Annotated in this window: 19 protein-coding genes and 1 riboswitch; of the genes, 8 read left to right on the top strand and 11 right to left on the bottom strand. The window is 66.4% G+C overall.

Features of this window, described 5'->3' with window-relative positions:
* Positions 1–339: 339 nt before the first annotated feature.
* On the top strand, positions 340–2,304 hold the full coding sequence (locus AC5P8F_RS18705; RefSeq protein ID WP_032960031.1) for a M2 family metallopeptidase: 1,965 nt from the start codon (positions 340–342) through the stop codon (positions 2,302–2,304).
* Positions 2,305–2,424: 120 nt separating this feature from the next.
* Here the strand turns inward: AC5P8F_RS18705 and AC5P8F_RS18700 are convergent, their stop codons facing one another.
* The 3 genes from AC5P8F_RS18700 to AC5P8F_RS18690 all read right to left on the bottom strand — a co-directional run bounded on the left by AC5P8F_RS18700 (position 2,425) and on the right by AC5P8F_RS18690 (position 5,146).
* Positions 2,425–2,817, bottom strand: coding sequence for a hypothetical protein (locus AC5P8F_RS18700; protein WP_014648016.1), 393 nt, complete (start codon positions 2,815–2,817; stop codon positions 2,425–2,427).
* A gap of 68 nt (positions 2,818–2,885) precedes the next feature.
* Positions 2,886–3,779 (bottom strand): siderophore-interacting protein, encoded by an 894-nt coding sequence (locus AC5P8F_RS18695; RefSeq protein WP_046431970.1) that lies wholly within the window; start codon positions 3,777–3,779, stop codon positions 2,886–2,888.
* Positions 3,780–3,919: 140 nt separating this feature from the next.
* Positions 3,920–5,146, bottom strand: coding sequence for a multidrug effflux MFS transporter (locus AC5P8F_RS18690; RefSeq protein WP_032960036.1), 1,227 nt, complete (start codon positions 5,144–5,146; stop codon positions 3,920–3,922).
* 299 nt (positions 5,147–5,445) lie between these two features.
* Positions 5,446–5,548, top strand: a riboswitch (glycine riboswitch).
* 62 nt (positions 5,549–5,610) lie between these two features.
* Here AC5P8F_RS18690 and gcvP point away from each other — a divergent pair.
* The gene (gene gcvP, locus AC5P8F_RS18685) at positions 5,611–8,478 is read left to right on the top strand and encodes an aminomethyl-transferring glycine dehydrogenase (protein ID WP_032960028.1); all 2,868 of its coding nucleotides are present in this window, start codon (positions 5,611–5,613) and stop codon (positions 8,476–8,478) included.
* A gap of 91 nt (positions 8,479–8,569) precedes the next feature.
* On the opposite strand, the gene AC5P8F_RS18680 is transcribed toward gcvP, so the two are convergent.
* The 3 genes from AC5P8F_RS18680 to AC5P8F_RS18670 form a co-directional block, all read right to left on the bottom strand.
* Complete coding sequence (locus tag AC5P8F_RS18680) at positions 8,570–8,980, bottom strand: VOC family protein (RefSeq protein ID WP_005418291.1); 411 nt, start codon at positions 8,978–8,980, stop codon at positions 8,570–8,572.
* A 138-nt stretch (positions 8,981–9,118) separates the two neighbouring features.
* A complete protein-coding gene (locus tag AC5P8F_RS18675; protein ID WP_126411255.1) occupies positions 9,119–10,486 on the bottom strand; it encodes an amino acid permease in 1,368 nt (455 codons plus the stop codon).
* An 82-nt stretch (positions 10,487–10,568) separates the two neighbouring features.
* Complete coding sequence (locus AC5P8F_RS18670) at positions 10,569–11,291, bottom strand: AraC family transcriptional regulator (protein WP_014038112.1); 723 nt, start codon at positions 11,289–11,291, stop codon at positions 10,569–10,571.
* A gap of 114 nt (positions 11,292–11,405) precedes the next feature.
* Between AC5P8F_RS18670 and AC5P8F_RS18665 the strand changes: the two genes are divergently transcribed.
* Positions 11,406–13,496, top strand: coding sequence for a catalase (locus tag AC5P8F_RS18665; protein ID WP_049441934.1), 2,091 nt, complete (start codon positions 11,406–11,408; stop codon positions 13,494–13,496).
* 22 nt (positions 13,497–13,518) lie between these two features.
* Positions 13,519–14,007, top strand: coding sequence for a hypothetical protein (locus AC5P8F_RS18660; protein WP_014648023.1), 489 nt, complete (start codon positions 13,519–13,521; stop codon positions 14,005–14,007).
* Positions 14,008–14,015: 8 nt separating this feature from the next.
* Here AC5P8F_RS18660 and AC5P8F_RS18655 read toward each other — a convergent pair whose 3' ends face one another.
* Complete coding sequence (locus tag AC5P8F_RS18655; RefSeq protein ID WP_495228735.1) at positions 14,016–14,717, bottom strand: alpha/beta fold hydrolase; 702 nt, start codon at positions 14,715–14,717, stop codon at positions 14,016–14,018.
* A gap of 133 nt (positions 14,718–14,850) precedes the next feature.
* Here AC5P8F_RS18655 and AC5P8F_RS18650 point away from each other — a divergent pair, with 133 nt between their 5' ends.
* The gene (locus AC5P8F_RS18650; RefSeq protein WP_032960023.1) at positions 14,851–15,138 is read left to right on the top strand and encodes a hypothetical protein; all 288 of its coding nucleotides are present in this window, start codon (positions 14,851–14,853) and stop codon (positions 15,136–15,138) included.
* Positions 15,139–15,224: 86 nt separating this feature from the next.
* Here the strand turns inward: AC5P8F_RS18650 and AC5P8F_RS18645 are convergent, their stop codons facing one another.
* On the bottom strand, positions 15,225–17,348 hold the full coding sequence (locus tag AC5P8F_RS18645) for a methyl-accepting chemotaxis protein (protein ID WP_495228733.1): 2,124 nt from the start codon (positions 17,346–17,348) through the stop codon (positions 15,225–15,227).
* Between the two features lie 233 nt (positions 17,349–17,581).
* Here AC5P8F_RS18645 and AC5P8F_RS18640 point away from each other — a divergent pair, with 233 nt between their 5' ends.
* The 3 genes from AC5P8F_RS18640 (at position 17,582) to AC5P8F_RS18630 (ending at position 21,400) form a co-directional block, all read left to right on the top strand.
* Positions 17,582–19,585: a CARDB domain-containing protein gene (locus tag AC5P8F_RS18640; RefSeq protein WP_049441936.1), complete on the top strand. Its 2,004-nt coding sequence runs from the start codon at positions 17,582–17,584 to the stop codon at positions 19,583–19,585.
* 170 nt (positions 19,586–19,755) lie between these two features.
* On the top strand, positions 19,756–20,718 hold the full coding sequence (locus tag AC5P8F_RS18635; protein ID WP_049441943.1) for a L,D-transpeptidase family protein: 963 nt from the start codon (positions 19,756–19,758) through the stop codon (positions 20,716–20,718).
* A 4-nt stretch (positions 20,719–20,722) separates the two neighbouring features.
* Positions 20,723–21,400, top strand: a complete 678-nt coding sequence (locus AC5P8F_RS18630; RefSeq protein ID WP_495228732.1) for a M23 family metallopeptidase — start codon at positions 20,723–20,725, stop codon at positions 21,398–21,400.
* Here the strand turns inward: AC5P8F_RS18630 and AC5P8F_RS18625 are convergent.
* The 3 genes from AC5P8F_RS18625 to AC5P8F_RS18615 form a co-directional block, all read right to left on the bottom strand.
* Positions 21,330–21,992: a hypothetical protein gene (locus tag AC5P8F_RS18625; protein WP_049407584.1), complete on the bottom strand. Its 663-nt coding sequence runs from the start codon at positions 21,990–21,992 to the stop codon at positions 21,330–21,332. The genes AC5P8F_RS18630 and AC5P8F_RS18625 overlap by 71 nt on opposite strands.
* Before the next feature lie 116 nt (positions 21,993–22,108).
* A complete protein-coding gene (locus tag AC5P8F_RS18620; protein ID WP_014648029.1) occupies positions 22,109–23,401 on the bottom strand; it encodes an adenylosuccinate synthase in 1,293 nt (430 codons plus the stop codon).
* A gap of 971 nt (positions 23,402–24,372) precedes the next feature.
* The gene (locus AC5P8F_RS18615; RefSeq protein WP_005414170.1) at positions 24,373–24,558 is read right to left on the bottom strand and encodes a DUF2065 domain-containing protein; all 186 of its coding nucleotides are present in this window, start codon (positions 24,556–24,558) and stop codon (positions 24,373–24,375) included.
* Between the last annotated feature and the right edge of the window lie 47 nt (positions 24,559–24,605).

Raw genomic sequence — 24,605 nt, 5'->3', positions numbered from 1 at the left:
CCCGGGTGCGCGACGCTGAAAACGGGCTGGTCCCTGCCTGAGGCCAGCCAGGGCGCAGACCAAAGGCTGCCGGCCAGCGGCCGGCACTACCGTGCCCGTCTCCTGGAGGGGCCAAGCCCCTCCATCAACACAGTTGCTACACGGACGTACTTGCGGCGTCCCCGCACTCCGACACCGCCCCGCCAAACCACGGATAGTCCGCTGTTGCTGTTGCTTCGGCTTTGCCGTTTGTTGAAGGCCTCTGCGGGTGCCGGGCGCCGCCCGGCCGACTTCCGCCACTTGCGGAGGCAGCGGCTGCCCACTAGCCTTCGGCCGTCGTTCACCACCCAAGGACCGCCCGTGAAACACCGTCATCTCCTGCTGGCCTCGGCAATCGCCGCCGCCACGCTGGCCCTGGCCGCCTGCAAGAAGGAAGCTGCCCCAGGCACCGATACCGCCAGCAGCAGCGCCCCGGCCGGCGAAACCGCCGACCAGTTCGTGGCCCGCATCAATGCCGAGTTCAAGGCCGCCTACCCGGAGATGACCTCGGCGCAGTGGCTGTCCTCCACCTACATCAACAGTGATTCGGAACGCATCGCGGCCAAGGCCAACGAGCGCTCGCTGACCCAGCTCAACAGCTGGATCGAACAGGCTGCGAAGTTCGACGGCAAGCCGATGAGCGAGGACAGCAAGCGCGCCATCCACCTGCTGAAGCTGATGTCGTCGATGCCGGCACCGCGCGACCCGGCCAAGCTGGCCGAGCTAACCCAGATCGCCACCCGCATGGAAGGCAGCTATGGCGCCGGCAAGTACTGCACCGATGCCAACGATCCGAACTCCTGCCGCCAGCTGGGCGAGCTGGAGCAGGTGCTGGCACGCAGCCGCGACTACGACAAGCAGCTCGACGCCTGGCAGGGCTGGCACAGCACCACCAAGAACATGCGCGGCGACTACCAGAAGTTCGTCGGCCTGGTGAACGAAGGCGCCAAGGGCATGGGCTTCACCGATGCCGGCCAGATGTGGCGCAGCGGCTATGACATGCCGCCGGAGCAGATCGGCCCGGAAACCGACCGCCTGTGGGAACAGGTCAAGCCGATGTACGAGCAGCTGCACTGCTACGCACGCGGCAAGCTGGACAAGACCTACGGCAAGGACAAGGCCGAAGTGGGCAACGGCCTGATCGCCGCGCACCTGCTGGGCAACATGTGGCAGCAGGACTGGTCGAACCTGTGGGACCAGCTGGAACCGTACCCGGGCGCCGGCAGCCTGGACATCACCGCGGCGCTGGAGAAGCAGTACCAGACCAACCTGAGCGCGGCGCTGGCCAAGGCCGGCAAGGATGCCAACGTGGCCGCGCAGTACAAGGCGCAGCGCGAGGCCGAACTGCGCACCGCCAAGCAGATGACCGAACGCGCGCAGGACTTCTACGTGTCGCTGGGCATGCCGTCGCTGCCGCAGTCGTACTGGGAACGCACCCAGTTCATCAAGCCCGATGACCGCGATGTGGTCTGCCACGCCAGCGCCTGGGACATGAACATGGAAGGCGACGTGCGCACCAAGATGTGCATCAAGCCGAACGAAGAGAACTTCACCACCATCTACCACGAGCTGGGCCACATCTATTACGACCTGGCCTACAACCCGCTGCCGCCGCTGTTCCAGGGCGGTGCCAACGATGGGTTCCATGAAGCGATCGGCGACACCATCGTGCTGGCGATGACCCCCAAGTACCTCAGCTCGATCGGCCTGGTCGATGCGCCGACCGAAAGCCGCGAAGCGGTCATCAACAACCAGATGCGCATGGCGCTGTCGGGCGTGTCGTTCCTGCCGTTCGGGCTGATGATCGACCGCTGGCGCTGGGGTGTGTTCGATGGTTCGATCACCGCCGACAACTACAACAAGGCATGGTGGGACCTGAAGGCCAAGTACCAGGGCGTGGCGCCTGCCAGTACCCGTGGCGAGGAGTTCTTCGATCCGGGCGCGAAGTACCACGTGCCAGGCAACACCCCGTACACCCGCTACTTCCTGGCGCGCATCCTGCAGTTCCAGTTCTACAAGGGCCTGTGCGACGCGGCCGGCTACAAGGGCCCGCTGCATGAGTGCACCTTCTACGGCAACAAGGAAGCCGGCCAGAAATACTGGGCGATGCTGAGCAAGGGTGCCAGCCAGCCGTGGCAGGCCACGCTGAAGGAGCTGACCGGCACCGACAAGCTCGATGCCGGCCCGATGATCGAGTACTTCACGCCGGTCAACGAGTGGCTGAAGCAGCAGAACGAAGGCCAGATGTGCGGCTGGCAGGCCAACGCGGCACCGGCGGCGAAATGAGAAAAGGGGCGGGTCCGCAAGGATCCGCCCCTTCCTGGTAGTGCCAGGCCGCTGGCCGGCAACCACGCGATGAAGACCCCGCGGGCAGCCGGCCAGCGGCCGGCTCTACCGGAATGCCTGTCAGCTGTCCTTCTTCGCCGCCATCGCCGCGGCCAGGTCCGCCTTGAACTCCTCGAAGGTCTGGCCCTTTTCCTTCGCTTCGGCCTGTGCGGCGTCGCGCAGCGCATCGGAGTACATCAGGCGCACCGGCGTGCCGTTGCGCTCGTGCAGTTCACCGGCCTGCATGATCAGCGCCAGTACCTGCGCGGCGGAGTCACTGTGGCCGGCGATACGGCCGTCCATGCCCAGCACCCATTCGCCATCGCGGCGCACGACACCGGCCAGCAGGGTGCGCTGCGCGTCGCGCAGTTCCGCATGCGGCTCCACCGGCGAGGCCTGGGCAGCGGCCTTGTTGGCGGCCTGCTTTTCCTGGCGACGGCGCTGGTCGCGGCGGGTCTTGGAGCTGGTGGACATGGTGCGGTACCGCTGCGAGGGGGGCGCAAGGATAGCGCACCCCGCCCGCCACACCGCTTCACACCCCCTCAGTCCAACACTTTCCCGTGCCGCCAGTAACCCATGAAGGTGATCGTGCGGCGGTCCAGCCCGCACTCGCGGACCAGATGGCGACGGATCGCCATCACCGCTCCCGCCTCGCCTGCCACCCAGGCATACAGCGGCCCCGCCACGCTGGCATCGGCCTGTTCCCAGAGAATCTGCGCGTCGACGTCGATCTCTTCCAGTTCTTCGCCAGCGACCACGCTCGAGGCGGCCAGGCGCGCCTGCACCGCCTGCAACAGGGGCGCCCCGTACGCCGCCCGCCCGCGCGGCAACCAGACCAGCTCGGCCGTGGCCGGCGCCTTCAGGCGAACCGCATCACCGGCCTGCGCCACTTCCAGCAGGGCCAGCGTACGTGGCGGATCCACCCTGGCCGCCAGTTCCTCAAGAATGCCGGCCACTGCCGGCAGCGCGGTCTCGTCAGCCACCAGCAGCACCTGGCCAACGCCGGCCGGCGGCTTCCATTCCCAGCCCTCGCTGCTGTCGGCGCAGTCGGCATCCGGGGCCAGCAGCACCACGCGGTCGCCCGGCCGTGCATGGATGGCCCATCGCGAGGCCGGCCCGGTCTCGCCATGCAGCACGAAATCAACATCGACCTCGCCCTGCTCTGCACGCAGCTGGCGGAGGGTGTAGGTGCGCATCGGCGGGCGCTGATCGTCCGGCAGGGCCCGATAGCGTGGGTACCAGTCCTCGCCGCTGGGGACCTGCGGCACCTCCTGGCCGGGCAAGGGGAAGAACACCTTGATGCGCTGGTCCGGCCCTCCGGTCGTCATCCGCGCCACATCGGCACCGGTGAACACCATGCGGTCCAGGGAAGGGGAAAGAACGCGGCGCTCCTTCAGCGCCACCTCGAACAGGCGGTAGGTCTGCTGCGCAGCCATGGGGAACCTCATGCAACGACAGTGGATCGGCTGGCTGTCGTGCACCTGCGCACCGGCTGGCTGGAGTGTCCAGCCTAGTCCGGCGGTTTCCCGTCGCAAGCGTTGCGGGCGTCGTAGCCTGCCCTACCCCTGCGCGCTGCTCAGTGACCCGTGCAGGCTGCCTGCGCCGCGCGTTCGCGCCGGTGTTCCCAGTACCAGAACACGAAGCCGGCGCCGAAGAACCCAGCCTGGCCCAACGCCAGGTGCAGCGGGCTGGCGCTGAGCAGCGGCGACACCACGCCGGCCACCACGGTGCTGATCATCAGCTGCACGAAGGCCTGCAGCGACGAGGCCAGGCCGCGCTGGTGCGGGTACATGTCCAGCACCGCCAGCGCCAGGATCGGGAAGATCAGCGCCATGCCCATGCCACCCAGGAAGATCGGCAGCACCGCCCACGGCAGCACGAACTGCGGCGCCAGCGCCACGTAGCCGACGTTCAGCAGCACCGACAGCGCGCACAGGCCGAAACCAATGGATACCTGGCGGGTGGGCGTGGTGTGCCCGGCCATGCGCCCGGACAGGAACGAGCCGGTGGTCATGCCGCCGATGGTGGGGATGAACAGCCAGGCGAAACCGCCCTCGCCCAGGTGCAGGTGTTGCATCACGAACACCGGTGCCGAGGAGATGTACAGGAAGATGCCACCGAAACCGATGCTGCCGGCCAGCGCCAGGCGCAGGAAGCGCGGATTGAAACCGATGCGCACGTAATCACGCATCAGCACCCGCGGCGACAACGGAACGCGCGCTTCGAGCGGATGGGTCTCCGGCAGGTAGCGGGCGGTGGCCGCCAGCAGAACCAGTGCGAACACCACCAGGAACCAGAAGATCAGCGGCCAGCCAGCACCGCTGAGCAGGATCCAGCCACCGATGATCGGCGCGATCGCCGGGGCGATGCCGAACAGCATCGACACCTGGCTCATCAGCCGCTGCGCGTCGTGACCGTGGTACAGGTCGCGGATCACCGCGCGGCCGACGATCATGCCGACGCCTGCGGACAGGCCCTGCAGGGCGCGGAACCCCAGCAGCGTGGTCAGATCCGTGGACAGCGCACAGCCGACCGAGGCGCCGACGAACACCACCAGGCCGCCGAGGATCACCCGCTTGCGGCCCCAGGCATCGGACAGCGGGCCGTGTGCCAGGCTCATCAGGCCGTAGAACAGCAGGTACACGCTGATGGTCTGCTGCACCGCCACCTCGTCCACCGCCAGGCGCTGGGCCAGCTGCGGGAACGCTGGGAAGATGGTGTCGATCGAGAACGGACCGAACATGGCCAGGCCGGCGAGCAGCAGGGCCATGCGGCGGGTGGAAGGAGCAACAGCGGCGGTCATGGAGAAGGCGTCCGGCAGGGCCATGCGCGGCACGCACGGCGGGCGCCAGTCCCCTGCAGCAGGGACGGCGCCAGATGAATTCGGGTATCCGCCCATCATAGGTGGGGATTGCGCCTGATGCCATGCAGCAGTGCACAAAACGCACGGGCGGGCCATCGGCCATTCAGGCGCCGCGGCCGGGCCCGCAGGCGGCTGGCGCGCCCGCAACGGGCTATAATCGGCGGGCAACACGGTGGGAGAAGCGGAACACCGCTGCCGAAGGCGCAACGCCCGTAATCGCTCAGGCCCGATACCACCCGTAACACAACTCTGGAGAGACCGGTTCGATCCGGCGCCGAAGGGGCACGAAGCCGCGGTTTTCCGCGCTTCCAAACTCTCAGGCAAAAGGACAGAGGGGCGCCCCGCAGACCGCCGACCGGCGGCTTGTGCCCGTGCGTGTGCCCTTTCCTGACGGATCCTTCGCCATGTCCCAGAACACCCCTTCCCTGCGTGAGCTCGAGCACCACAATGCGTTCGTCGAGCGCCACATCGGCCCCAACGATGCCGAGATCGCGCAGATGCTCGACGTCGTCGGCCACGCGTCGCTGGATGCGATGACCGATGCCATCGTACCGGCCAAGATCAAGTCGCCGGCGCCGCTGGCACTGCCGGAATCGATGACCGAAGTGCAGGCACTGGCGAAGATCCGTGCGATCGCCGACAAGAACACCGTGCTGCGCAGCTTCATCGGCCAGGGCTACTACGGTACCCACACGCCGAACGTGATCCTGCGCAACATCCTGGAAAACCCGGCCTGGTACACCGCCTACACCCCGTACCAGGCCGAGATCTCGCAGGGCCGCATGGAAGCGCTGATCAACTTCCAGACCCTGTGCGCCGACCTCACCGGCATGGAAATCGCCAACGCCTCGCTGCTGGACGAAGCCACCGCCGCAGCTGAAGCGATGACCCTGGCCAAGCGTTCGGCCAAGTCGAAGTCGGACACCTTCTTCGTGCACGACGCCGTGCACCCGCAGACCCTGGAACTGCTGCGTACCCGCGCCGAGCCCATGGGCATCGTGCTGCGCGTCGGCACCCCGGCCGAGGCACTGGAAGCAGAAGCCTTCGGCCTGCTGCTGCAGTACCCGGACACCTTCGGCCAGATCGGCGACTACAAGGCGCTGGTCGAGGCCGTGCACGCGCGCGGCGGCCTGGTGGCCGTGGCCACCGACCTGCTGGCGCTGACCCTGCTGGCCGCCCCGGGCGAATGGGGTGCGGACATCGTGGTCGGCAACAGCCAGCGTTTCGGCGTGCCGTTCGGCTTCGGCGGGCCGCACGCCGCATTCATGGCCTGCCGCGACGCCTACAAGCGCTCGATGCCGGGCCGCCTGATCGGCGTCTCGGTCGATGCCCAGGGCAACCCGGCCTACCGCCTGACCCTGCAGACCCGCGAGCAGCACATCCGCCGCGAGAAGGCCACCTCCAACATCTGTACCGCACAGGTGCTGCTGGCGGTGATGGCCTCGATGTATGCCGTGTACCACGGCCCGGAAGGCCTGACCCGCATCGCCCGGCGCACCCACCGCCTGGCCTCGATCCTGGCCGCCGCGCTGCGCGAGGCCGGCGTGCAGGTCGGTGGCGACTTCTTCGACACCCTGCATGTCACCGGCGTGCACGCCGATGAGATTCACGCCAAGGCCCGCGCCGCCGGTTACAACCTGCGTGCGATCGACAGCGACTCGGTCGGCATCAGCCTGGACGAGACCGCCACCCGCGCCGACGTGGTCGCACTGGCCGCCGTGTTCGGTGCGCAGGCCGACGTCGACGCGCTGGATGCCAGCACCGCCGATGCGCTGCCGGCCGGCCTGCTGCGCCAGTCCGCATTCCTGACCCATCCGGTGTTCAACACCCACCACAGCGAGCACGAACTGCTGCGCTACCTGCGCTCGCTGGCCGACAAGGACCTGGCGATGGACCGCACGATGATCCCGCTGGGCTCGTGCACCATGAAGCTCAACGCCACCGCCGAGATGATCCCGGTGACCTGGCCGGAGTTCTCGCAGATCCACCCGCTGGTGCCGGCCGACCAGGCGCTGGGCTACAAGGAACTCATCGACACGCTGGAAGCGATGCTGGTGGAATGCACCGGCTATGACGCGGTCAGCCTGCAGCCGAACTCCGGCGCGCAGGGCGAGTACGCCGGCCTGCTGGCGATCCGCGCCTACCACCGCTCGCGCGGCGAAGGCCACCGCGACATCTGCCTGATCCCGGATTCGGCGCACGGCACCAACCCGGCCTCGGCGCAGATGTGCGGCATGAAGGTGGTGGTGACCAAGACCGATGCCAACGGCAACGTCGACGTCGAGGACATCCGCCTCAACGCCGAGAAGTACAGCGACCGCCTGGCCGCGATCATGATGACCTACCCGTCCACGCACGGCGTGTTCGAGGAAGAGGTGGTGGAGATCTGCGAGATCATCCACAAGCACGGCGGCCAGGTGTACACCGACGGTGCCAACATGAATGCCCTGGTCGGCGTGGCCAAGCCGGGCAAGTGGGGGTCGGACGTTTCGCACCTGAATCTGCACAAGACCTTCTGCATCCCGCACGGCGGTGGCGGCCCGGGCGTCGGCCCGTGCGCGGTCAAGGAGCACCTGGCCCCGTTCCTGCCGGGCAAGCTGGGTGACAACGGCCCGGTCGGCATGGTCAGCGCGGCCAGCTTCGGCAGCGCCTCGATCCTGCCGATCAGCTGGATGTACATCGCAATGATGGGCCGCGACGGCCTGCGCAAGGCCACCCAGGTCGCGCAGCTCAACGCCAACTACATCGCCAAGCGCCTGGCCCCGCACTTCAAGACCCTGTACACCGGCCGTAACGGCCTGGTGGCGCACGAGTGCATCCTGGACGTGCGCCCGCTGGAGAAGACCAGCGGCATCGGTGCCGAGGACGTGGCCAAGCGCCTGATCGACTTCGGCTTCCACGCCCCGACCCTGAGCTTCCCGGTGGCCGGCACGCTGATGGTGGAGCCGACCGAGAGCGAATCGCTGCACGAACTGGATCGCTTCATCAACGCGATGATCCAGATCCGCGAGGAGATCACCGCGATCGAAGACGGCCGCCTCGACCGCGAGGACAACCCGCTGAAGAACGCGCCGCACACTGCCACCGCAGTGACCGCCAGCGAGTGGACCCACGCCTACCCGCGTGAACTGGCCGCCTTCCCGCTGGCCAGCCTGAAGCAGAGCAAATACTGGCCGCCGGTGGCGCGTGTCGACAATGTGTACGGCGACAAGAACGTGATGTGCGCCTGCATCCCGGTCGATGCCTACAAGGATGATGAAGTCGAGGCGTGATTCCTCACTGCATCGGTAAAGAAAACGGCCCGCGCAAGCGGGCCGTTTTCATGGGGCGTGTGGACCAAGGCCCACACCCACAAGCATCCGATCACGGGTCCGGCATCTGCCCCAGGCTCAACTGCCACGACACGCCAAAGCGGTCCTGCACCCAGCCGTAGCGATTGCTGAAGTCATAGTCGCCCACCGGCATCAACCAATGGCCGCCCTCACCCAGCACGCGTGCCGCGCGCTCGAACTGCTCGGCACCGGAACACTCGACGAACAGCGAGATCGACGGCGAGAAGGTAAAATCGTGCACGTCCAGGCTGTCGAAGCACAGGTAGTGGGTGCCACCGAGCAGGAAGATGGCCTGGCGGACCTGCCCCGGCACGCCGGCGCCGGCCCCCTCGGGATGGCGTTGCAGGGCCAGCAGCCGGAAATCGGCAAAGGCTTCGGCGTACAGGGCCAGCGCGGCCTCGGCCTGGCCGGTGAACATCAGGAAGGGACGGCTGCGCAGCATGCGGTACTCCTGGTCGACGGGCCGATGACGGCCTGCCTGCACAGTGCCACGCGGAGTGTGTGCCTGTTGTAGAGCCGAGCCCATGCTCGGCTGGCGATCGCGCAAACAGCAGCCGACCGCAGGGTCGGCTCTACAGAATCACGCCTGGCGCATGCGCCGCGCGATGGCACTGCTGGCGGCGATCGTGGCGGTCAACGCCACCATCGACAGGAACTGCAGGCGGGTGTGCGACTCACTCAGCAGCAGGCCGAAGATCAGCGCAAGGATCGCCAGTGCACAGCAGGTCAGCCACGGGAAACCGGCCATGCGGAACGGCAGTCGGGTACCCAGACGATCCGCGCGACGACGCAGCACCAGCTGCGAGACCAGCGACAGCGTCCACACCAGCAGGCAGGTGGAACCGACGATGTTCAGCAGCACCGGCAGCACCCGGTCCGGGAACAGCAGTTCCATTACCGTGGCGGCAAAGCCGAACAGCACGCTGGCCAGCACGGCGATCACCGGCACCTGGCGCGGGTCGGTCCAGCCAAGCACGGCCGGCGCTTCGCGACGCTGCGCCAGCGAATACATCATGCGCGAGGCGCCGTAGAGGTTGGCATTGAGCGCCGACAGCAGCGCGATCACGGCGATCAGCGTGATGGCGGTACCAGCGCCCGGGATGCGGGCGATGTCCAGCACGGCGGCGAACGGCGACTTCAGCGCCTCGCTGGTCCACGGCACCACGGCGATGATCACGCTCAGCGAGCCGATGTAGAACACCAGGATGCGCCAGGCCACGGTGCGGATGGCACGGGCAATGCTGCGCTCGGGGTCTTCGGTTTCGGCCGCCGCCACGGCCACGATCTCGGTGCCGCCGAAGGCGAACACCACCACCAGCAGCGCCGCACCGATCCCGGCCAGGCCCTTCGGTGCGAAGCCACCATGCTCGGTGAAGTTGCTCAGGCCCGGCGAAGTCACCTGCGGCAGCCACCCCATCAGCAGCGCCACGCCAATGGCGATGAAGGCCAGGATCGCCGCGACCTTGAGGATGGCGAACCAGAATTCGAACTCGCCGAAGCTCTTCACTCCGAGCAGGTTGATCGCGGTGAAGAACAGCATGAACGCCAACGCCGCCATCGGTACCGGTATCGCCGGCCAGACCGTGGCCAGCAGCCCGGCCGCACCCACTGCTTCGGCGGCGATCACGATCACCAGCTGCACCCACCACAGCCAGCCCACGGTGGCACCGGCGGTAGCGCCCATGGCGTCGGCTGCATACACCGAGAACGCGCCGCTGGTCGGTTTGGCCGCCGCCATCTCGCCCAGAGCGTTCATCACGATGATCACCAGCGCTCCGGCGACCAGATACGACACCAGGACCGCCGGACCGGCCGCCTGCACACCCACGCCCGAGCCGAGGAACAGCCCGGCGCCGATGGCGCTGCCCAGGCCCATCATGATCAGCTGGCGGGGCTTGAGCGAATGTCCGAGGCGGGACGGCGAAGCGGTCGGAATCGAGTTGGGCATCGGCGGGGCTGGCGGCGGGCTACAGGGGCGACACCTTACCCTGTCCCGTGCCCACGGGGATAGGCACAGCGCAGCAGGCCGCTCAGGCCAGCGCCGGCTCGCCGACGTTCCCACCGATACGGGCACGATAGGCACGCGGCGAGAAACCGGTTTCAGCCTTGAACTTGCGGGTGAAGGCACTCTGGTCGCTGAAACCGCAGGCCTGGCCGATGCAGGCGATGCTGTCGTCGCCATGCAGCAGATGCATGGCCATCTGGATCCGCAGCCGGGTCAGCACCTGCTGCGGGGTCATCTGGAACACCTTGCGGAAGCTGCGCTCCAGCTTGGACAGCGAAAAGCCGGTGATGTCCAGCAGGGTCTGCATGCGCACGTTCTCGGCGTAGTGCGCGTTGAGGTGGGCCAGCGCCAGCCGCAGCTGCTCGTACTGGGTGCCGAGGCTGTCCTTCTGGCCAAGGTCGCGGGAAATGCCGATCAGGCCCTCGATGGCCCCGTCGACCACCAGCGGGCGCTTGCAGGTCAGGCACCAGCCCGGTTCGCGGTTGGCGAACAGGTGCAGCTCCATCAGGTTCTCGATCACCTCACCGGACAGCACACGGGCGTCCTGGTCAACGTAGTCCGCACTGAGGCCGGTCGGGTAGATTTCGGCCGCCGTACGCCCGATCACGTCCTTGCGCGCGCGCAGACCCAGCCGCCGCAGCATGGTCTGGTTGACGTGGGTGTAACGCCCCTGGCGGTCCTTGATGAAGAACAGCACATCCGGGATGGCGTCGAACAGGGCTTCGATGTCGGCGGGCTCGACTCGCATGCGGCAAGCATACCCGAGCCTGCTTTTGCCCGTACGTTCACCTTTGCCGGACCGTGGTTTAACGGGGCTGGTTCCAGTGTCGTGGTTCCTTTTGATGATCCGGAGCCAACGTCCATGGCCGCCAGCAAGCCGACCGGCAAGCGCGCAACCGTCCCTGCTGAAAGCCACCGCCGGGGCGATGGCGATGAACTGCACCAGCAGGCCGGGGGCAGCCATCCGGCAATGACCACCGACCAAGGCATTCCGGTGGCGGACAACCAGAACTCCCTGCGGCAGGGACCTCGGGGGCCCACGCTGCTGGAGGACTTCATCCTGCGCGAGAAGATCACCCACTTCGATCACGAACGCATTCCCGAGCGCATCGTGCACGCACGTGGCAGCGCAGCACACGGCTACTTCGAGCTGACCCGATCACTGGCAGCCCATACCCGCGCACGCATCCTGACCGAGGTCGGCGTGAAGACGCCGGTATTCACCCGCTTCTCGACCGTGGCCGGTGGCGCAGGCTCGGTGGATACCCCGCGCGACGTGCGCGGCTTTGCGGTCAAGTTCTACACCAAGGAGGGCAACTGGGATCTGGTCGGCAACAACATCCCGGTGTTCTTCATCCAGGACGCGATGAAGTTTCCGGACCTGGTGCACGCAGTGAAGATGGAGCCGGACCGCGCCTTCCCGCAGGCCGCGTCGGCCCATGACACGTTCTGGGACTTCATTTCGCTGATGCCCGAATCGATGCACATGATCATGTGGGCGATGAGCGACCGCGCCATCCCGCGTTCGCTGCGGATGATCGAAGGCTTCGGCGTGCACAGCTTCCGCCTGCTGAACGAGGCTGGCGAGTCGACGTTTGTCAAGTTCCACTGGCGGCCCAAGCTGGGCATTCAGTCCACGGTCTGGGACGAAGCGTTGAAACTGCAATCGGCCGACAATGACTTCCATCGCCGCGACCTGTTCGAGGCCATCCAGCGCGGCGACTTTCCCGAATGGGAGCTGGCGGTGCAGCTGTTCACCGAAGAAGACGCCGACGCATTCCCGTTCGACCACCTGGATCCGACCAAGATCATTCCCGAATCGCTGGTGCCGTTGCAGGTGATCGGGCGCATGGTACTGGACCGCTGGCCCGACAACTTCTTCGCAGAGACCGAGCAGGTGGCGTTCTGCCCGGCCAACGTGCCGCCCGGCATCGACTTCAGCAACGACCCGCTGCTGCAGGGCCGCCTGTTCTCCTACCTGGACACCCAGCTGCTGCGCCTGGGCGGCCCGAACTTCCACCAGATCCCGGTGAATGCACCGAAGTGCCCGTTTGCCAATCATCAGCGCGACGGCCACATGCAGATGCAGGTGCCCAAGGGCCGCGTCGCCTACGATCCCAGCTCGCTGCAGGACGACACCCCGCGCGAGACGCCTGCCGGATTCCGCAGCCATGCCAGCGCCGACGATGGCCGCAAGGGCCGCACCCGCGCGGAGAGTTTCGCCGACCACTACAGCCAGGCCCGGATGTTCTTCCGCAGCCTGGAAAAGCCGGAGCAGGCGCACCTGGCATCGGCGCTGGTGTTCGAGCTGTCCAAGGTGGAAACGCTGAAGGTGCGGGTGCGCACCGTCAGCCACCTGCGCAACATCGATGACGCGCTGGCGCAGCGCGTGGCCGATGGCCTGGCCCTGCCTGCGCTGCCCGACCCGGCCCCAACCGCCACGCCGGTGCGGGACATGCCACCCGCTCCCGAGGTGCGCGTGATCGGGCGTAACAAGCCCACCCTGCAGGGTCGCTGCATCGGCATCCTGTTCGACGAAGGCTCCGACGCGCGCGTGATTGCCAGCCTGAGCAAGGCCGCCCGGAAGGCAGGTGCAGACGTGAAGCTGGTCGCGCCAAAAGTGGGAGGCGCCACGCTGAGCGATGGCGCATTGCAGGCGGCAGATGGGCAGCTGGCGGGCACCCCGTCAGCCGTGTTCGATGCAGTAGCCGTGGTGCTCAGCCTTGAAGCCGCGAAGGCCTTGTCGAAAGAGAGTGCAGCCGTCGAATTCGTCAGCCAGGCGTGGGCACACCTGAAGGCCATCGCCAGCGACGCGGGCGGCCAGGTGCTGCTGAAGGCGGCGCGCGTCGGCAACGACCCCGGCATCGTCGAAGCAGAAGACGCCAAGGCATTCCTGGCGGCGGCCGCCACCCGCCAGTGGGCGCGCGAGCCCAAGCTGCGCCTGCTGGCCTGACCACAACGACAGGAGAATCGTCATGCCCCGTGGTGACAAATCCGCATACACCGAAAAGCAGAAGCGCCAGGCCGAGCACATCGAGGAAAGCGAACGTGATCGCGGCGCGAGTGAAGGCACCGCCGAGCGCATTGCCTGGGCCACCGTGAACAAGCAGGACGGCGGCGGCAAGCGCGCCGGCAGTGCCCGCAAGGGCGCGAAGAAGGCGACCAGCAAGAAGGCTGCCAAGAAGGCGCCTGCCAGGAAATCGGCCACAAAGAAGGCCGCAACCAAGAGGACGGCGGCGAAGAAGGCACCTGCGAAGAAGGCGGTGGCGAAGAAGGCACCGGCTCGCAAGACCGCGACAAAGAAGGCCGCAAAGAAGACGGCGAAGAAGGCAGCGGTAAAGAAGGCGGGTACGGCCGCCGCGCGGAGCGCCGCCGCGAAGAAGGCAGCCAAGACGCGGGCCGCGAAGAAGACCGTGCGCAAGGCGGCGGCGAAGAAAGCCGCGCGCACGCGTGCACGCGGCTGAGTCTTCGATCAGGAGGGGAGCGCCCTCATCCATGCGGCAACTTCGGCTGCGGCTGCCTCGGCACGGGCCTGCAGCAGTAGATGCGGCCCTTCCAGCGATACGTGCCGGGCATCGGGCAACAAGACCTGCAGCTCGGCCACGCTGGGCGGCCACAACAGGTGGTCCTGTCGTGCATGCAGGCATAACGTCGGCAGCATGAGCTTCGGCAACTGCGCGCGGACATCGATCTGCAGTGTCGCCGCAGCGCGCTGCCGCAGGATCGCGGTCGGTACCGCAGCGATCGCATGCCGCAGCTCGCGAAGGTTCATGCGTGTCCGCCAATGCCCCAGCAGAAGCCGGGCCAGCAACGCCAGCGGCGGCGGTGGCCATGCAGGGGCAAGCAAGCGTGCGCTCCCCGCTGGCAGCGGCACCGGTCGCCGCGCGAAGGTCGTACTCAGTATCAATCCGCGCAATCCCGGCGGTGAAGCCACCGCCAGTTCGATAGCCAGCGGCCCGGCAAACGATTCAGCCAGCAGCACAAAGGGAGAGATGGGAAGCTGCGCGCGCAGGATCGACGCCAATGTAACGTAGTCCTGTGGCCCGTGCATGGGCAGCGGCAGCACCTGCACGGTAACCCCCTGGTCCTGCATCGCTTCCACGAAGCATGTCGACAGCAGGCCGCTGCCATCCAGCCCGGGCAGCATCACGATCGGGAGCATCACGGCGTTCATCACATTGCTCACCTCTCAGGTCCCTTCGCACGACTCGCTGCCGCGCAGCTTCGCTTATCGGCTCGACCCAGGGAAGTGCACGCCGCTGGTCGCGGCGCTACCCTGATGGCCCCGGACAGACGAGGAAGGCGGCATGCGCAAGCCACGCTGGCTCAGCTGGACCGGCATTGCCCTATGCGCGCTCTATCTCGCGCTTACCACCTGGCTGGTGCTCGATGCCCGGTCCAACAGCGACCCCAAGAGCGCCTACATCCTCATGCAACTGCCGGTGATGCTGCAGACCGCAGCACTCAACGTCATCGGCGTGGGACGCTGGCTTTCCGGAATGACCTGGATCACCGTCTACCTTCTGGTGATTCCTCCCACGCTTGGCGTGCTGTACGTGCTTGGGGCCATGCTCGGCAGCGTCCTGGAGCAATGAGGGCGATCCTCCCTGCTGCCTGAGCGGGCAATGCAAATACGGCCGCTCAAGGCGGCCGTATTCCTGTCACGGGGTCAGCAGCCTGCTCAGGCTGCATGGCGCGGCGCGGCCGAAGCCCCTGCGCCTTCCACCTTGAATACCGCCACCGACGTGGTCAGCGCATGCGCCTGTTCTTCCAGCGCGCGGCTCGCCGCAGTGGCTTCTTCCACCAGGGCCGCGTTCTGCTGTGTCACCTGGTCCATCTGCACCACCACCTGGTTGACCTGCTCGATGCCGGCGGCCTGTTCCTTGCTGGCCGCTGCGATGTCGCTCATCAGCTGGGTGGTGCGCGAACTGGCCTGGGCCACGCGTGCGATCGCTGCTTCCGATTCAACGGTCACCGCCAGGCCACTCTTCACCTTGGCAGCGGCGTCTTCGATCAGCTCCTTGATTTCCTTGGCCGCGACGCCGGCGCGCTGCGCGAGCGTGCGTACTTCGCTGGCGACCACGGCAAAACCACGGCCCTGCTCGCCCGCGCGCGCGGCTTCCACCGCAGCGTTCAGCGCCAGGATGTTGGTCTGGAACGCGATGCCGTCGATAACGGTGGAGATTTCCGAGATGCGTGCCGAGGACTGATCGATCTCACCCATCACCGAGGCCATCTGCGCCATCGCCTGCTCGGTCTCGCGTACGGCGGCACCGGCGGCATGCGCTTCGCTGTCGGCCTGACGCGCCAGCACGGCGTTCTGGCGCACGGTGGAGGTCAGCTCCTCCATCGACGCGGCAGCTTCCTCCAGGTTGGCCGCCTGCTGCTCCGTGCGGCGCGACAGGTCGTTGTTGCCGGCGGCCAGTTCCTGGGCCGCGTTGTTGATGCTGTCGGCAGCCACCTGGATGCCCCGCACAATGCCCGTCAGCTGCGCGGTGGTGGTATTGGCGTCGTCGCGCATGCGCGCGAACACGCCGTCGTACTCACCGTCCATGCGTGCGGTCAGGTCACCGTGCGAGATCGCGCGCAGCACGTCGGAAACATCGGCAATGCTGGCCTGCGAACTGGCCATCATGCCGTTGAGGTGTTCGACCATCGCCTTGAACTGGTACTGGAACGCAGCAGCATCGCCACGCATGCTGAAGTCGCCGGCGCGAGCCGCACGGGCCAGTTCATCGATCTGCGCGTTGATCGCCATCAGGCTCTGCTTTACCGCGGCCAGAGTGCGGGTCAGCGTGCCCTTCTCGCCCGGGTAGTCCGGCAGGTCACGGCTGAGGTCGCCGATCGCGTAACGCTGCATCACTTCGGCCATCAGCAGCTCCACCTGCACGTGCGATTCGACCAGGCTGTTGGTGGCCTGCACCATGCGGCCGAAATCACCGGGGAAGGCACTGTCGTCCATGCGATAGCGGATCGCACCCGCTTCGTGCTGCTCAGCCATCTGCAGCTGCGCGCCGATCGCCGCCTGCACGCTCTGCCGCACACTGGCCATGGCCTCGCCCAGCTGGGTCAGTTCATCCCGGCCACCGAGGCGGAACTCCTGGTCCAGCTGGCCCTTGGACAGCCGCTCGGCCAGGTTCACCGCGCGCGCCAGCGGGCCGGTCAGGCTGCGGCCGATCATCACCGAGGCGCCGATGCCGGCAAGCAGCGCGACGCCGCCCAGCACCAGCAGCTGCAGCAGGCTGCGTTCGCCCAGGCGGATCGCTTCGGCGGCAGCTTCACGGCTTTCCTTCTCCTCGAAGTCCACGCCATCGGACAGCGCCTTGTTCCAGCCGTTGGCCGCTTCCTGCACCGCGCCCAGGGTCAGCGCCACGGCGCCAGGGTAATCACCCTGCTCCATCAGTTCGCTGGTCTGCTTGTTGAGCGGGCGCGCAACGGCACGCTTGGCCGCGATGGTTTCCGCGATGGTCTTGCCCTGGGCATCGCTGGGCAGCGCCTGGTAGGCGGTCCAGCTGGCCTCATAGCGCTTGACCAGGTCGGCGATGCGCTTCTCGTCGCTGCCGCGGTCTTCGCCCTGACGGATCAGCATTTCGCGGCGCACGACCATCATCTGGTTGTTGGCATCGAGCATCTGCGACAGCAGGCGCACCTTGGCCACGCTGACGTCGACCACCTGCTGCATCGCACGCTTCTGCACGACACTGGCAGTGGCGCCGGTGGCCACCACGGCGGCGACCAGCAGCAGCAACAGGCCAAAGCCCAGCCCAAGACGCCAGGCAACCCTGACGTTCCTCAAGTAGTTCATGGGGGTATCCAATACGGGGGGATGTGGCCTTATCGGCGGCCTCATGCTGGGTCTTGACCCGTAAATTCTGAACGCTTCGGGCGCGGTTCACGTTTGCATCGCCATTGCTAGCAACGAATGCGCAGCATCTCCGTAGGCGGTCTGATCCACGCGGTTGTTGCCGTTATGCTGGGCCACCGCTGATCTGCAAGATGCCAGACCTCGGCCACCCTCGCCATCGTACAAGGACGACCATGAGGCATTATCTCAGTGCACTTCCGCTCCTGCTTGCCTGCATGACAAGCCCACAGTCCGCGCACGCCCAGGACGCATACACCGGAAGCAACTTCAAGTTCCTCTACGCGTACAACATCATCGGCAATGCTGACCCCGCAGTCCGCTCCCAGCTGACCGAGCTGCACAATGCCGGCGCGAATGTGATTCCCGTGACAGGATGGAATACGGGTGAACTCAGCTCCCGTTTGCAGGCGCTGCGGCAGGACCCGCTGTTATCCAGATTCAAAGTGCTGCTCCAGTTCAACGGACCCGTTCACGACGCCTGGTACGCAGATCCCGGCAGTGCCTGCTCTCCTGGCAACGAGCGTCTACCAGACTGGCTTCAACAGGAGCTTGACGCTGTTGCTGCACTTGCCCTGCAGAACTCAGACATCGTAGTTGGTTACTACACTTTTGACGAACCAGCTCTGCCACAGACACCACAGAACCTTGGTATCTGCAAGCGCTTCCAGGAACTGGTCTACGAAAGGCTTCGGCAAGCGGATCCCGATGCATCCGCGCGCCCGGTGATCATCGCCAATCTGATGGGCACGTTGAGCGATGTCCAGATCCAGTACGCAATGAGCCCACACGCACAGGATGTCGTCTTCGTTGACCAGTATCAGAACACCGTCAACGAACAGGTCGCTCAGTACCAGAAATGGAAACGGCACGGATTGCTGGGAGGTGGAATGGTTCCGGTCCTTCCTGCTTTCAACTACACCAGCTGCAATGACCCCGGACTGCGCACCAGCTTCCGGGTGAAACTCGAAGCTTCATTGCAAGCCGTGTATGGAGCGGACCGCCCTCGCAACCTAGGCAGCGCCTACTTTGCGTTCTGGCCGGGTGCACGCCCTGATTTTCAGTTCGACGGGCAGAACTGCCCTGCCATCTTCAACTCAATGATCGATGACCTCACGCATCAACCGGACCTTCAGGTCACGCGGATCGACACGATTCCAAGCCAGTTCCGGGCAGGGGAGCCAGTCCGTTTCCGGGCAACCATCCGAAATGCCGGCAATGCTCCGTCTCCCATGAATCACCACAGTGTCCTCGTCCATGAGGAGGGACAGTGTTTCGAGGGAGGATGCCAATGGGGGATCTTGACCATCAGTCTGGCCCCTGGTCAACAGGCCACCATAGATCTGAACCAGGGACCCAGCTGGACACCTTCGGCAGGGCTGCATGCGATGACCGTGTTCGCTGATGACGCGGACCGCATCAAGGAACTCGACGAACACAACAACGAGTTGACCCGGGAAATCATGGTGGGGGATCTGCCCGATCTGCAGCCATACCTGATCGAAACGATTCCAGCCAGTTTCAAGCCAGGCGATGCAGTGACATTCCGCACGGCAGTAACCAACCGCGGATCAATGCCCGCACCTGCGGGTTGGCTCGGAGCGGTCTATCTGGTAAACGGCGCGTGCCCAGCCAGTGGCTGCCCCTGGAGTGGCCTGACAACGGCCTTGGCGCCGGGCGAATCCGTATGGTTGAGCCCCGCAGGCCCCGTTTGGCCAGCCGCGGGTGGCCAGCAACAGATCACCTCCATTGTTGACGACCAAGGGCTGATCCAGGAGTCGAATGAGGGCAACAACCAGCTGGCTCGAATCATCCAGGTCTCGGACAAGCCAGACCTTCGGATCACCAGCGCCCATTCACAGCCGCTGCGTCCGAAATCCGGCGATGCAACCTCGTTCACCGCAACCATCGAGAATGTCGGCTCGGTCGCCGCCAGCGCGCCTTGGATTGGGCTGATGGCCATGAAGAACGGGCAGTGTTTCATTGAAGGTTGCGTGTGGGGCGGCCTCCAGAACTACACCCTGGCACCCGGCGCCAGCGTCAATGTCAGGACTTACAACGACGTCTGGCGCCCGACCCCAGGGGTGCACTCCATCCAGCTGCTGGTTGACGATCAGAACACCGTGAGCGAGTCACGGGAGGACAACAACAGCATCGACATCATGGTTACTGTGGATTGAACATCAGGGCAGGCGGCGACGGATCCGTGGTCGCCTGCCCTCGTTGCTTTCCATGTGCAGACGCGGCCCCACAAGGGATGGTCACGTTGGCACCACTCATCCCGGCGTCAGATTCTTTTCACATCAGTCCTGCATTGCGCACAGGCATGGTAGTTCCGTGAATGCCGGAGATGCCCATGCGTGTACCCTATCCTGTACTGTTCGTCCTGTCGCTACTGATATCACCCGCCTTCGCGCAGTCCCCTGCGCCCAACCTGCCCGCCCCCATTGCCGAGAAGGCCGGCCCGGACGCCGCAGTGCGCTCCGCCCTGCACGCCCAGGTGCTGCTGGATCGCGCGAATTTCTCGCCTGGCCAGATCGATGGCGAAGTGGGCAGCAACCAGCGACGCGCGGTGGCGGGCTTCCAGGCCGCGCATGGGCTGACCGTGACGGGTGAGCTGGACGACGCCACCTGGAAGGCTCTGCAGGCTGATACGGTGGGGCCGCTGGCCAGCTACACGCTGACTGCCGAGGATGTCGCCGGCCCGTTCCAGCCCATACCGAAAGGACCTGCCGCACAGGCCAAACTGAAATCGCTGGGTTTCAGCAGTGTGGAAGAAGCCCTGGGCGAGCGCTTCCACGCCTCGCCGGAGTTGCTGAAGGTGCTCAATCCCGGCGTGGATCTGACCAAGGCTGGCAGCCGCATCCAAGTGCCCAACATCGCACCAGCGGCATTGCCGAAGGCGGCGAAGATCGTGGTCGACAAATCCGACTCCACCCTGCAGTTGCTGGATGCGCAGGGCAAGCTGATCGCGCAGGTGCCGGTGTCGTCGGGCAGCCAGCACGACCCGTTGCCGATCGGCGAATGGAAGATCCTGGGCGTGTATCGCGACCCGCCGTTCCACTACAACCCGAAGTTGTTCTGGGATGCGCGCAAGGGCGAAAAGAAGGCGACGCTGCCGCCGGGCCCGAACAATCCGGTCGGCCGGGTCTGGATCGACCTGTCCAAGCCGCACTACGGCCTGCATGGCACGCCCGAACCCAGCCACGTGGGCAAGACCGAATCGCATGGCTGCGTACGCATGACCAACTGGGATGCGGTGCGTGTGGCCGACGCAGTGGATACTTCGGTGCCCGTGGTGATGCAGGAGTAAGCCCATGCGTCTTTCGCAGCTGATCGTATTGGGCGTACTGCTGGGACTGGGGGCAGGTTGGTGGCTGCGTCGCGATGGGAGTGAGCCGGTAGCCGCCTCGCTGCCGGCAGCGCCATCGGCGGTGTCCGCCGCGCCGGTGGTCGAACCAGCGCCACGCGCAACGGCCCCACCCGCCACCACCGCGCCGCCGGCCGCGCAGGCTGCGGATGCACCGTCCGGCCTGCTGCTGCCGGTGCAGGGCATCCTGGCCTCGCAGCTGCGCGATACCTTCACCGATGCACGCAGCGAAGGCCGCGTACACGATGCCATCGACATCCTGGCCGATGCCGGTACTCCGGTACTCGCGGTGGCTGATGGCACGGTGGAAAAACTGTTCGACAGCAAACGCGGCGGGCTGACTCTCTACCAGTTCGAGCCCAGCGGACGCTGGTGCTACTACTACGCGCACCTGCAGCGCTATGCCGATGGCCTGGCCGAGAAACAGGCGATCAAGCGCGGGGATGTGATCGGCTACGTCGGCAGCACCGGCAATGCCAGCGCCGAGGCCCCGCACCTGCACTTCGAAGTGCATGTCTTGGGGCCGGAGAAGCAGTGGTGGAAGGGAGAGTCGATCAATCCCTATCCCTTGCTGAAGTCGGCGGCACCGATGCCCGGCGCTGCTGGCGCCGCAACGCCACAGTGAAGACAGTCAACGCAGCCCCCGGAATCAGCAGGAACAGCGCCGCCATCTTCCAGAAAAAGAACGGCCACAGCCAGAGGTAGTCCAGGTCGGTCAGCTTCAGCAGACCCAGCGGCGGCTGCAGCTCGATGTCTGCAGTGCGTCCCGCCAGCGCCGGATCCACCTCCAGCACGGTTACCCGCAGCCATGAGCGGCCGCGTGGCAATGCGTCGCCGCGACCGTAACCAAAGTAGGAGGCCATGAGGCCGCTGGACTCAACCGATACCAGCGCGCGGTCGATGCCCTGCCCGGCCACTCCCCAACGCTCCCCTGCGCGGAAGTCTCCATGTTCGGTGGGAGTCTCGATGCGCAGCAGCACTTCAGGGTCAGCCTCTGTACCGTCCGCGGCATAGCGCAGGCGCAGCCGAAGCTGGTCATCGATGAGGCGGTAGACGGTGATCTGGGCGGTTGCGCCAGGGCGCAGCACCAGCGGCACCGTCTGCGTGCGCGAAGCCAGGGCATTGGCGGCTGCACCCAACACAAGTACCAGGCCGGCCATGCACCACAGGCTCCACGACACCCACAGGGTGACCCGCACTACCGTCCCGCCTTTCACGCTGACATCCTGGTCATCGCGTCGCTTCCCCGCTGGCCTGGCCACACAGTAACGAAAAAGCCCCGCGTGCGCGGGGCTTTTCCTGTCACCAACGCCGGGCATGGCCCGGCGCCACCTCAGGCGAACGGATCCTGCAGGACCATGGTGTGGTCGCGGTCCGGGCCGGTGGAGACGATGCTGATCGGGCAGCCGGCCAGCTCTTCCAGCGAACGCAGGTAGGCGCGTGCGGCCGGCGGCAGATCGTCCCACTGGGTGATGCCGTGGGTGTTCTCGCTCCAGCCCGGGAACTCCAGGTACACCGGGGTGCATTCTTCCCAGCCCTGCGCGTCCAGCGGCGCGTACTCGGTGCGCTTGCCGTTGTATTCGTAGGCGATGCAGACCTTCAGCTTTTCCATGCCGTCCAGCACGTCCAGCTTGGTGATGCACAGGCCGCTGATGCCGTTGATGGCCACGGCGCGCTTCAGCGCGACGATGTCCATCCAGCCACAACGACGCGGACGGCCGGTCGACGCACCGTACTCGGCGCCGCGGTCACGAATGCCCTGGCCGACTTCGTCGTCCAGCTCGGTCGGGAACGGGCCACCGCCGACGCGGGTGGCGTAGGCCTTGGCGATGCCCAGCACGTAGTCGATCGAATCAGCGCCGACGCCGGAACCGGCCAGCGCACCACCGACGGTGGTGTTGGAGCTGGTGACGTACGGGTAGGTGCCGTGGTCGATGTCCAGCAGCGCGCCCTGCGCACCTTCGAACAGCACGCGCTTACCCTGCTTGCGCAGGTCGTGCAGGATGCCGGCCACGTCGGACTTCATCGGCTGCACGTATTCGCCGAAGGCCAGTGCTTCGTCGAAGGTCTTCTGGAAGTCGACCGCATCGGTGTTCAGATACTTGGTCAGCACGAAGTTGTGGTAATCCAGCGCGGTGCGCAGCAGTTCTTCCAGCTGCTTCGGGTAATGCAGGTCGGCGATGCGGATGCCGCGACGCGCCACCTTGTCTTCGTAGGCCGGGCCGATGCCGCGGCCGGTGGTGCCGATCGCCTTGCCACCGGCTGCGCGCTCGCGCGCCTGGTCCAGGGCGATGTGGTACGGCATGATCAGCGGCGCGGCCGGGGAGATCTTCAGGCGCGAACGCACTTCCACGCCGGAGGCTTCCAGCTCGGCGATTTCCTTCTGCAGCGCGGCCGGCGAGATCACCACGCCGTTGCCGATCAGGCACAGCGCATCGTCACGCAGGATGCCCGATGGGATCAGGTGCAGGACGGTCTTCTTACCGTTGATGACCAGGGTGTGGCCGGCATTGTGGCCGCCCTGGAAGCGCACGACGGCGCCGATTTCCTCAGTGAGCAGATCGACGATCTTGCCCTTGCCTTCATCGCCCCACTGGGCACCCAACACTACGACAGACTGACCCATGACGGGCTCCTCGGTTTGTTGCGGCCATCGGGGCCGCGGACGGGTAAACCGTGGCGGGGCTGGCCAGCACCTGGAGGGCGGCTCCAAACGGGGAGCGGCCGGCGATGGAGGGCCCAGACACGGAAAAAGCCGAACGGGGAGGCCCGTCCGGCTTTTGTGCATTATCCGGGTTTACGGGGTCCGCTGCCACCTTTCCGACGGACGGCTTCACCGGCCGGTCAGCCGCCCCGCCCGGTCGTGCCGGCCGCTGGCCGGCAATGCCAACCAAGGTTGGCATCTACCAGAGCCTGGCCACGCAGGTGCAGGTCGGTCAACTGCCCCGCCCGGTAGTGCCGGCCGCTGGCCGGCAATGCCAACCAAGGTTGGCATCTACCAGAGCCTGGCCACGCTGGTGCCAGTCGGTCAACTGCCCCGCCCGGTCGTGCCGGCCGCTGACCGGCAATGCCAACCAAGGTTGGCATCTACCAGGGCCTGGCCACGCAGGTGCAGGTCGGTCAGCCGCCCCGCCCGGTCGTGCCGGCCGCTGGCCGGCAATGCCAACCAAGGTTGGCATCTACCAGAGCCTGGCCACGCAGGTGCAGGTCGGTCAGCCGTCCCACCCGGTCGTGCCGGCCGCTGGCCGGCAATGCCAACCAAGGTTGGCAGCTACCAGAGCCTGGCCACGCAGGTGCAGGTCGGTCAGCCGCCCCGCCCGGTCGTGCCGGCCGCTGGCCGGCAATGCCAACCAAGGTTGGCATCTACCAGGGCCTGGCCACGCAGGTGCAGGGCGGTCAGCTGCCCCGCCCGGTCGTGCCGGCCGCTGGCCGGCAATGCCAACCAAGGTTGGCATCTACCAGAGCCTGGCCACGCAGGTGCAGGTCGGTCAGCCGCCCCACCCGGTCGTGCCGGCCGCTGGCCGGCAATGCCAACCAAGGTTGGCATCTACCAAGGCCAGGCCACGCACGTAGTCGCAGGCGGCCGCGCCGGGGCGTCTAGTGCCGCACCCACCACAGCAGGCTCAGGCCGGCCAGCAGCACCAGTCCGCCGAAGCTGCGCAGGGCCGGGCTGGGCAGGTCCAGCAGGCGTTCGGCCATGCGCTTCCAGGCGAACGGCGCGACGAACAGGAACAGGCCTTCCAGCACCGCGACCAGGCAGACGGCGGCGAACAGATCTTTCATCGGAACTCCGGAAAAAGCACGGGGCCCGGCAGTTGGCCGGGCCCCGT

The sequence above is a fragment of the Stenotrophomonas sp. YJH_SMC_69 genome (genome assembly GCF_059370495.1).
This window is presented reverse-complemented; position numbering and strand designations above follow the sequence as displayed.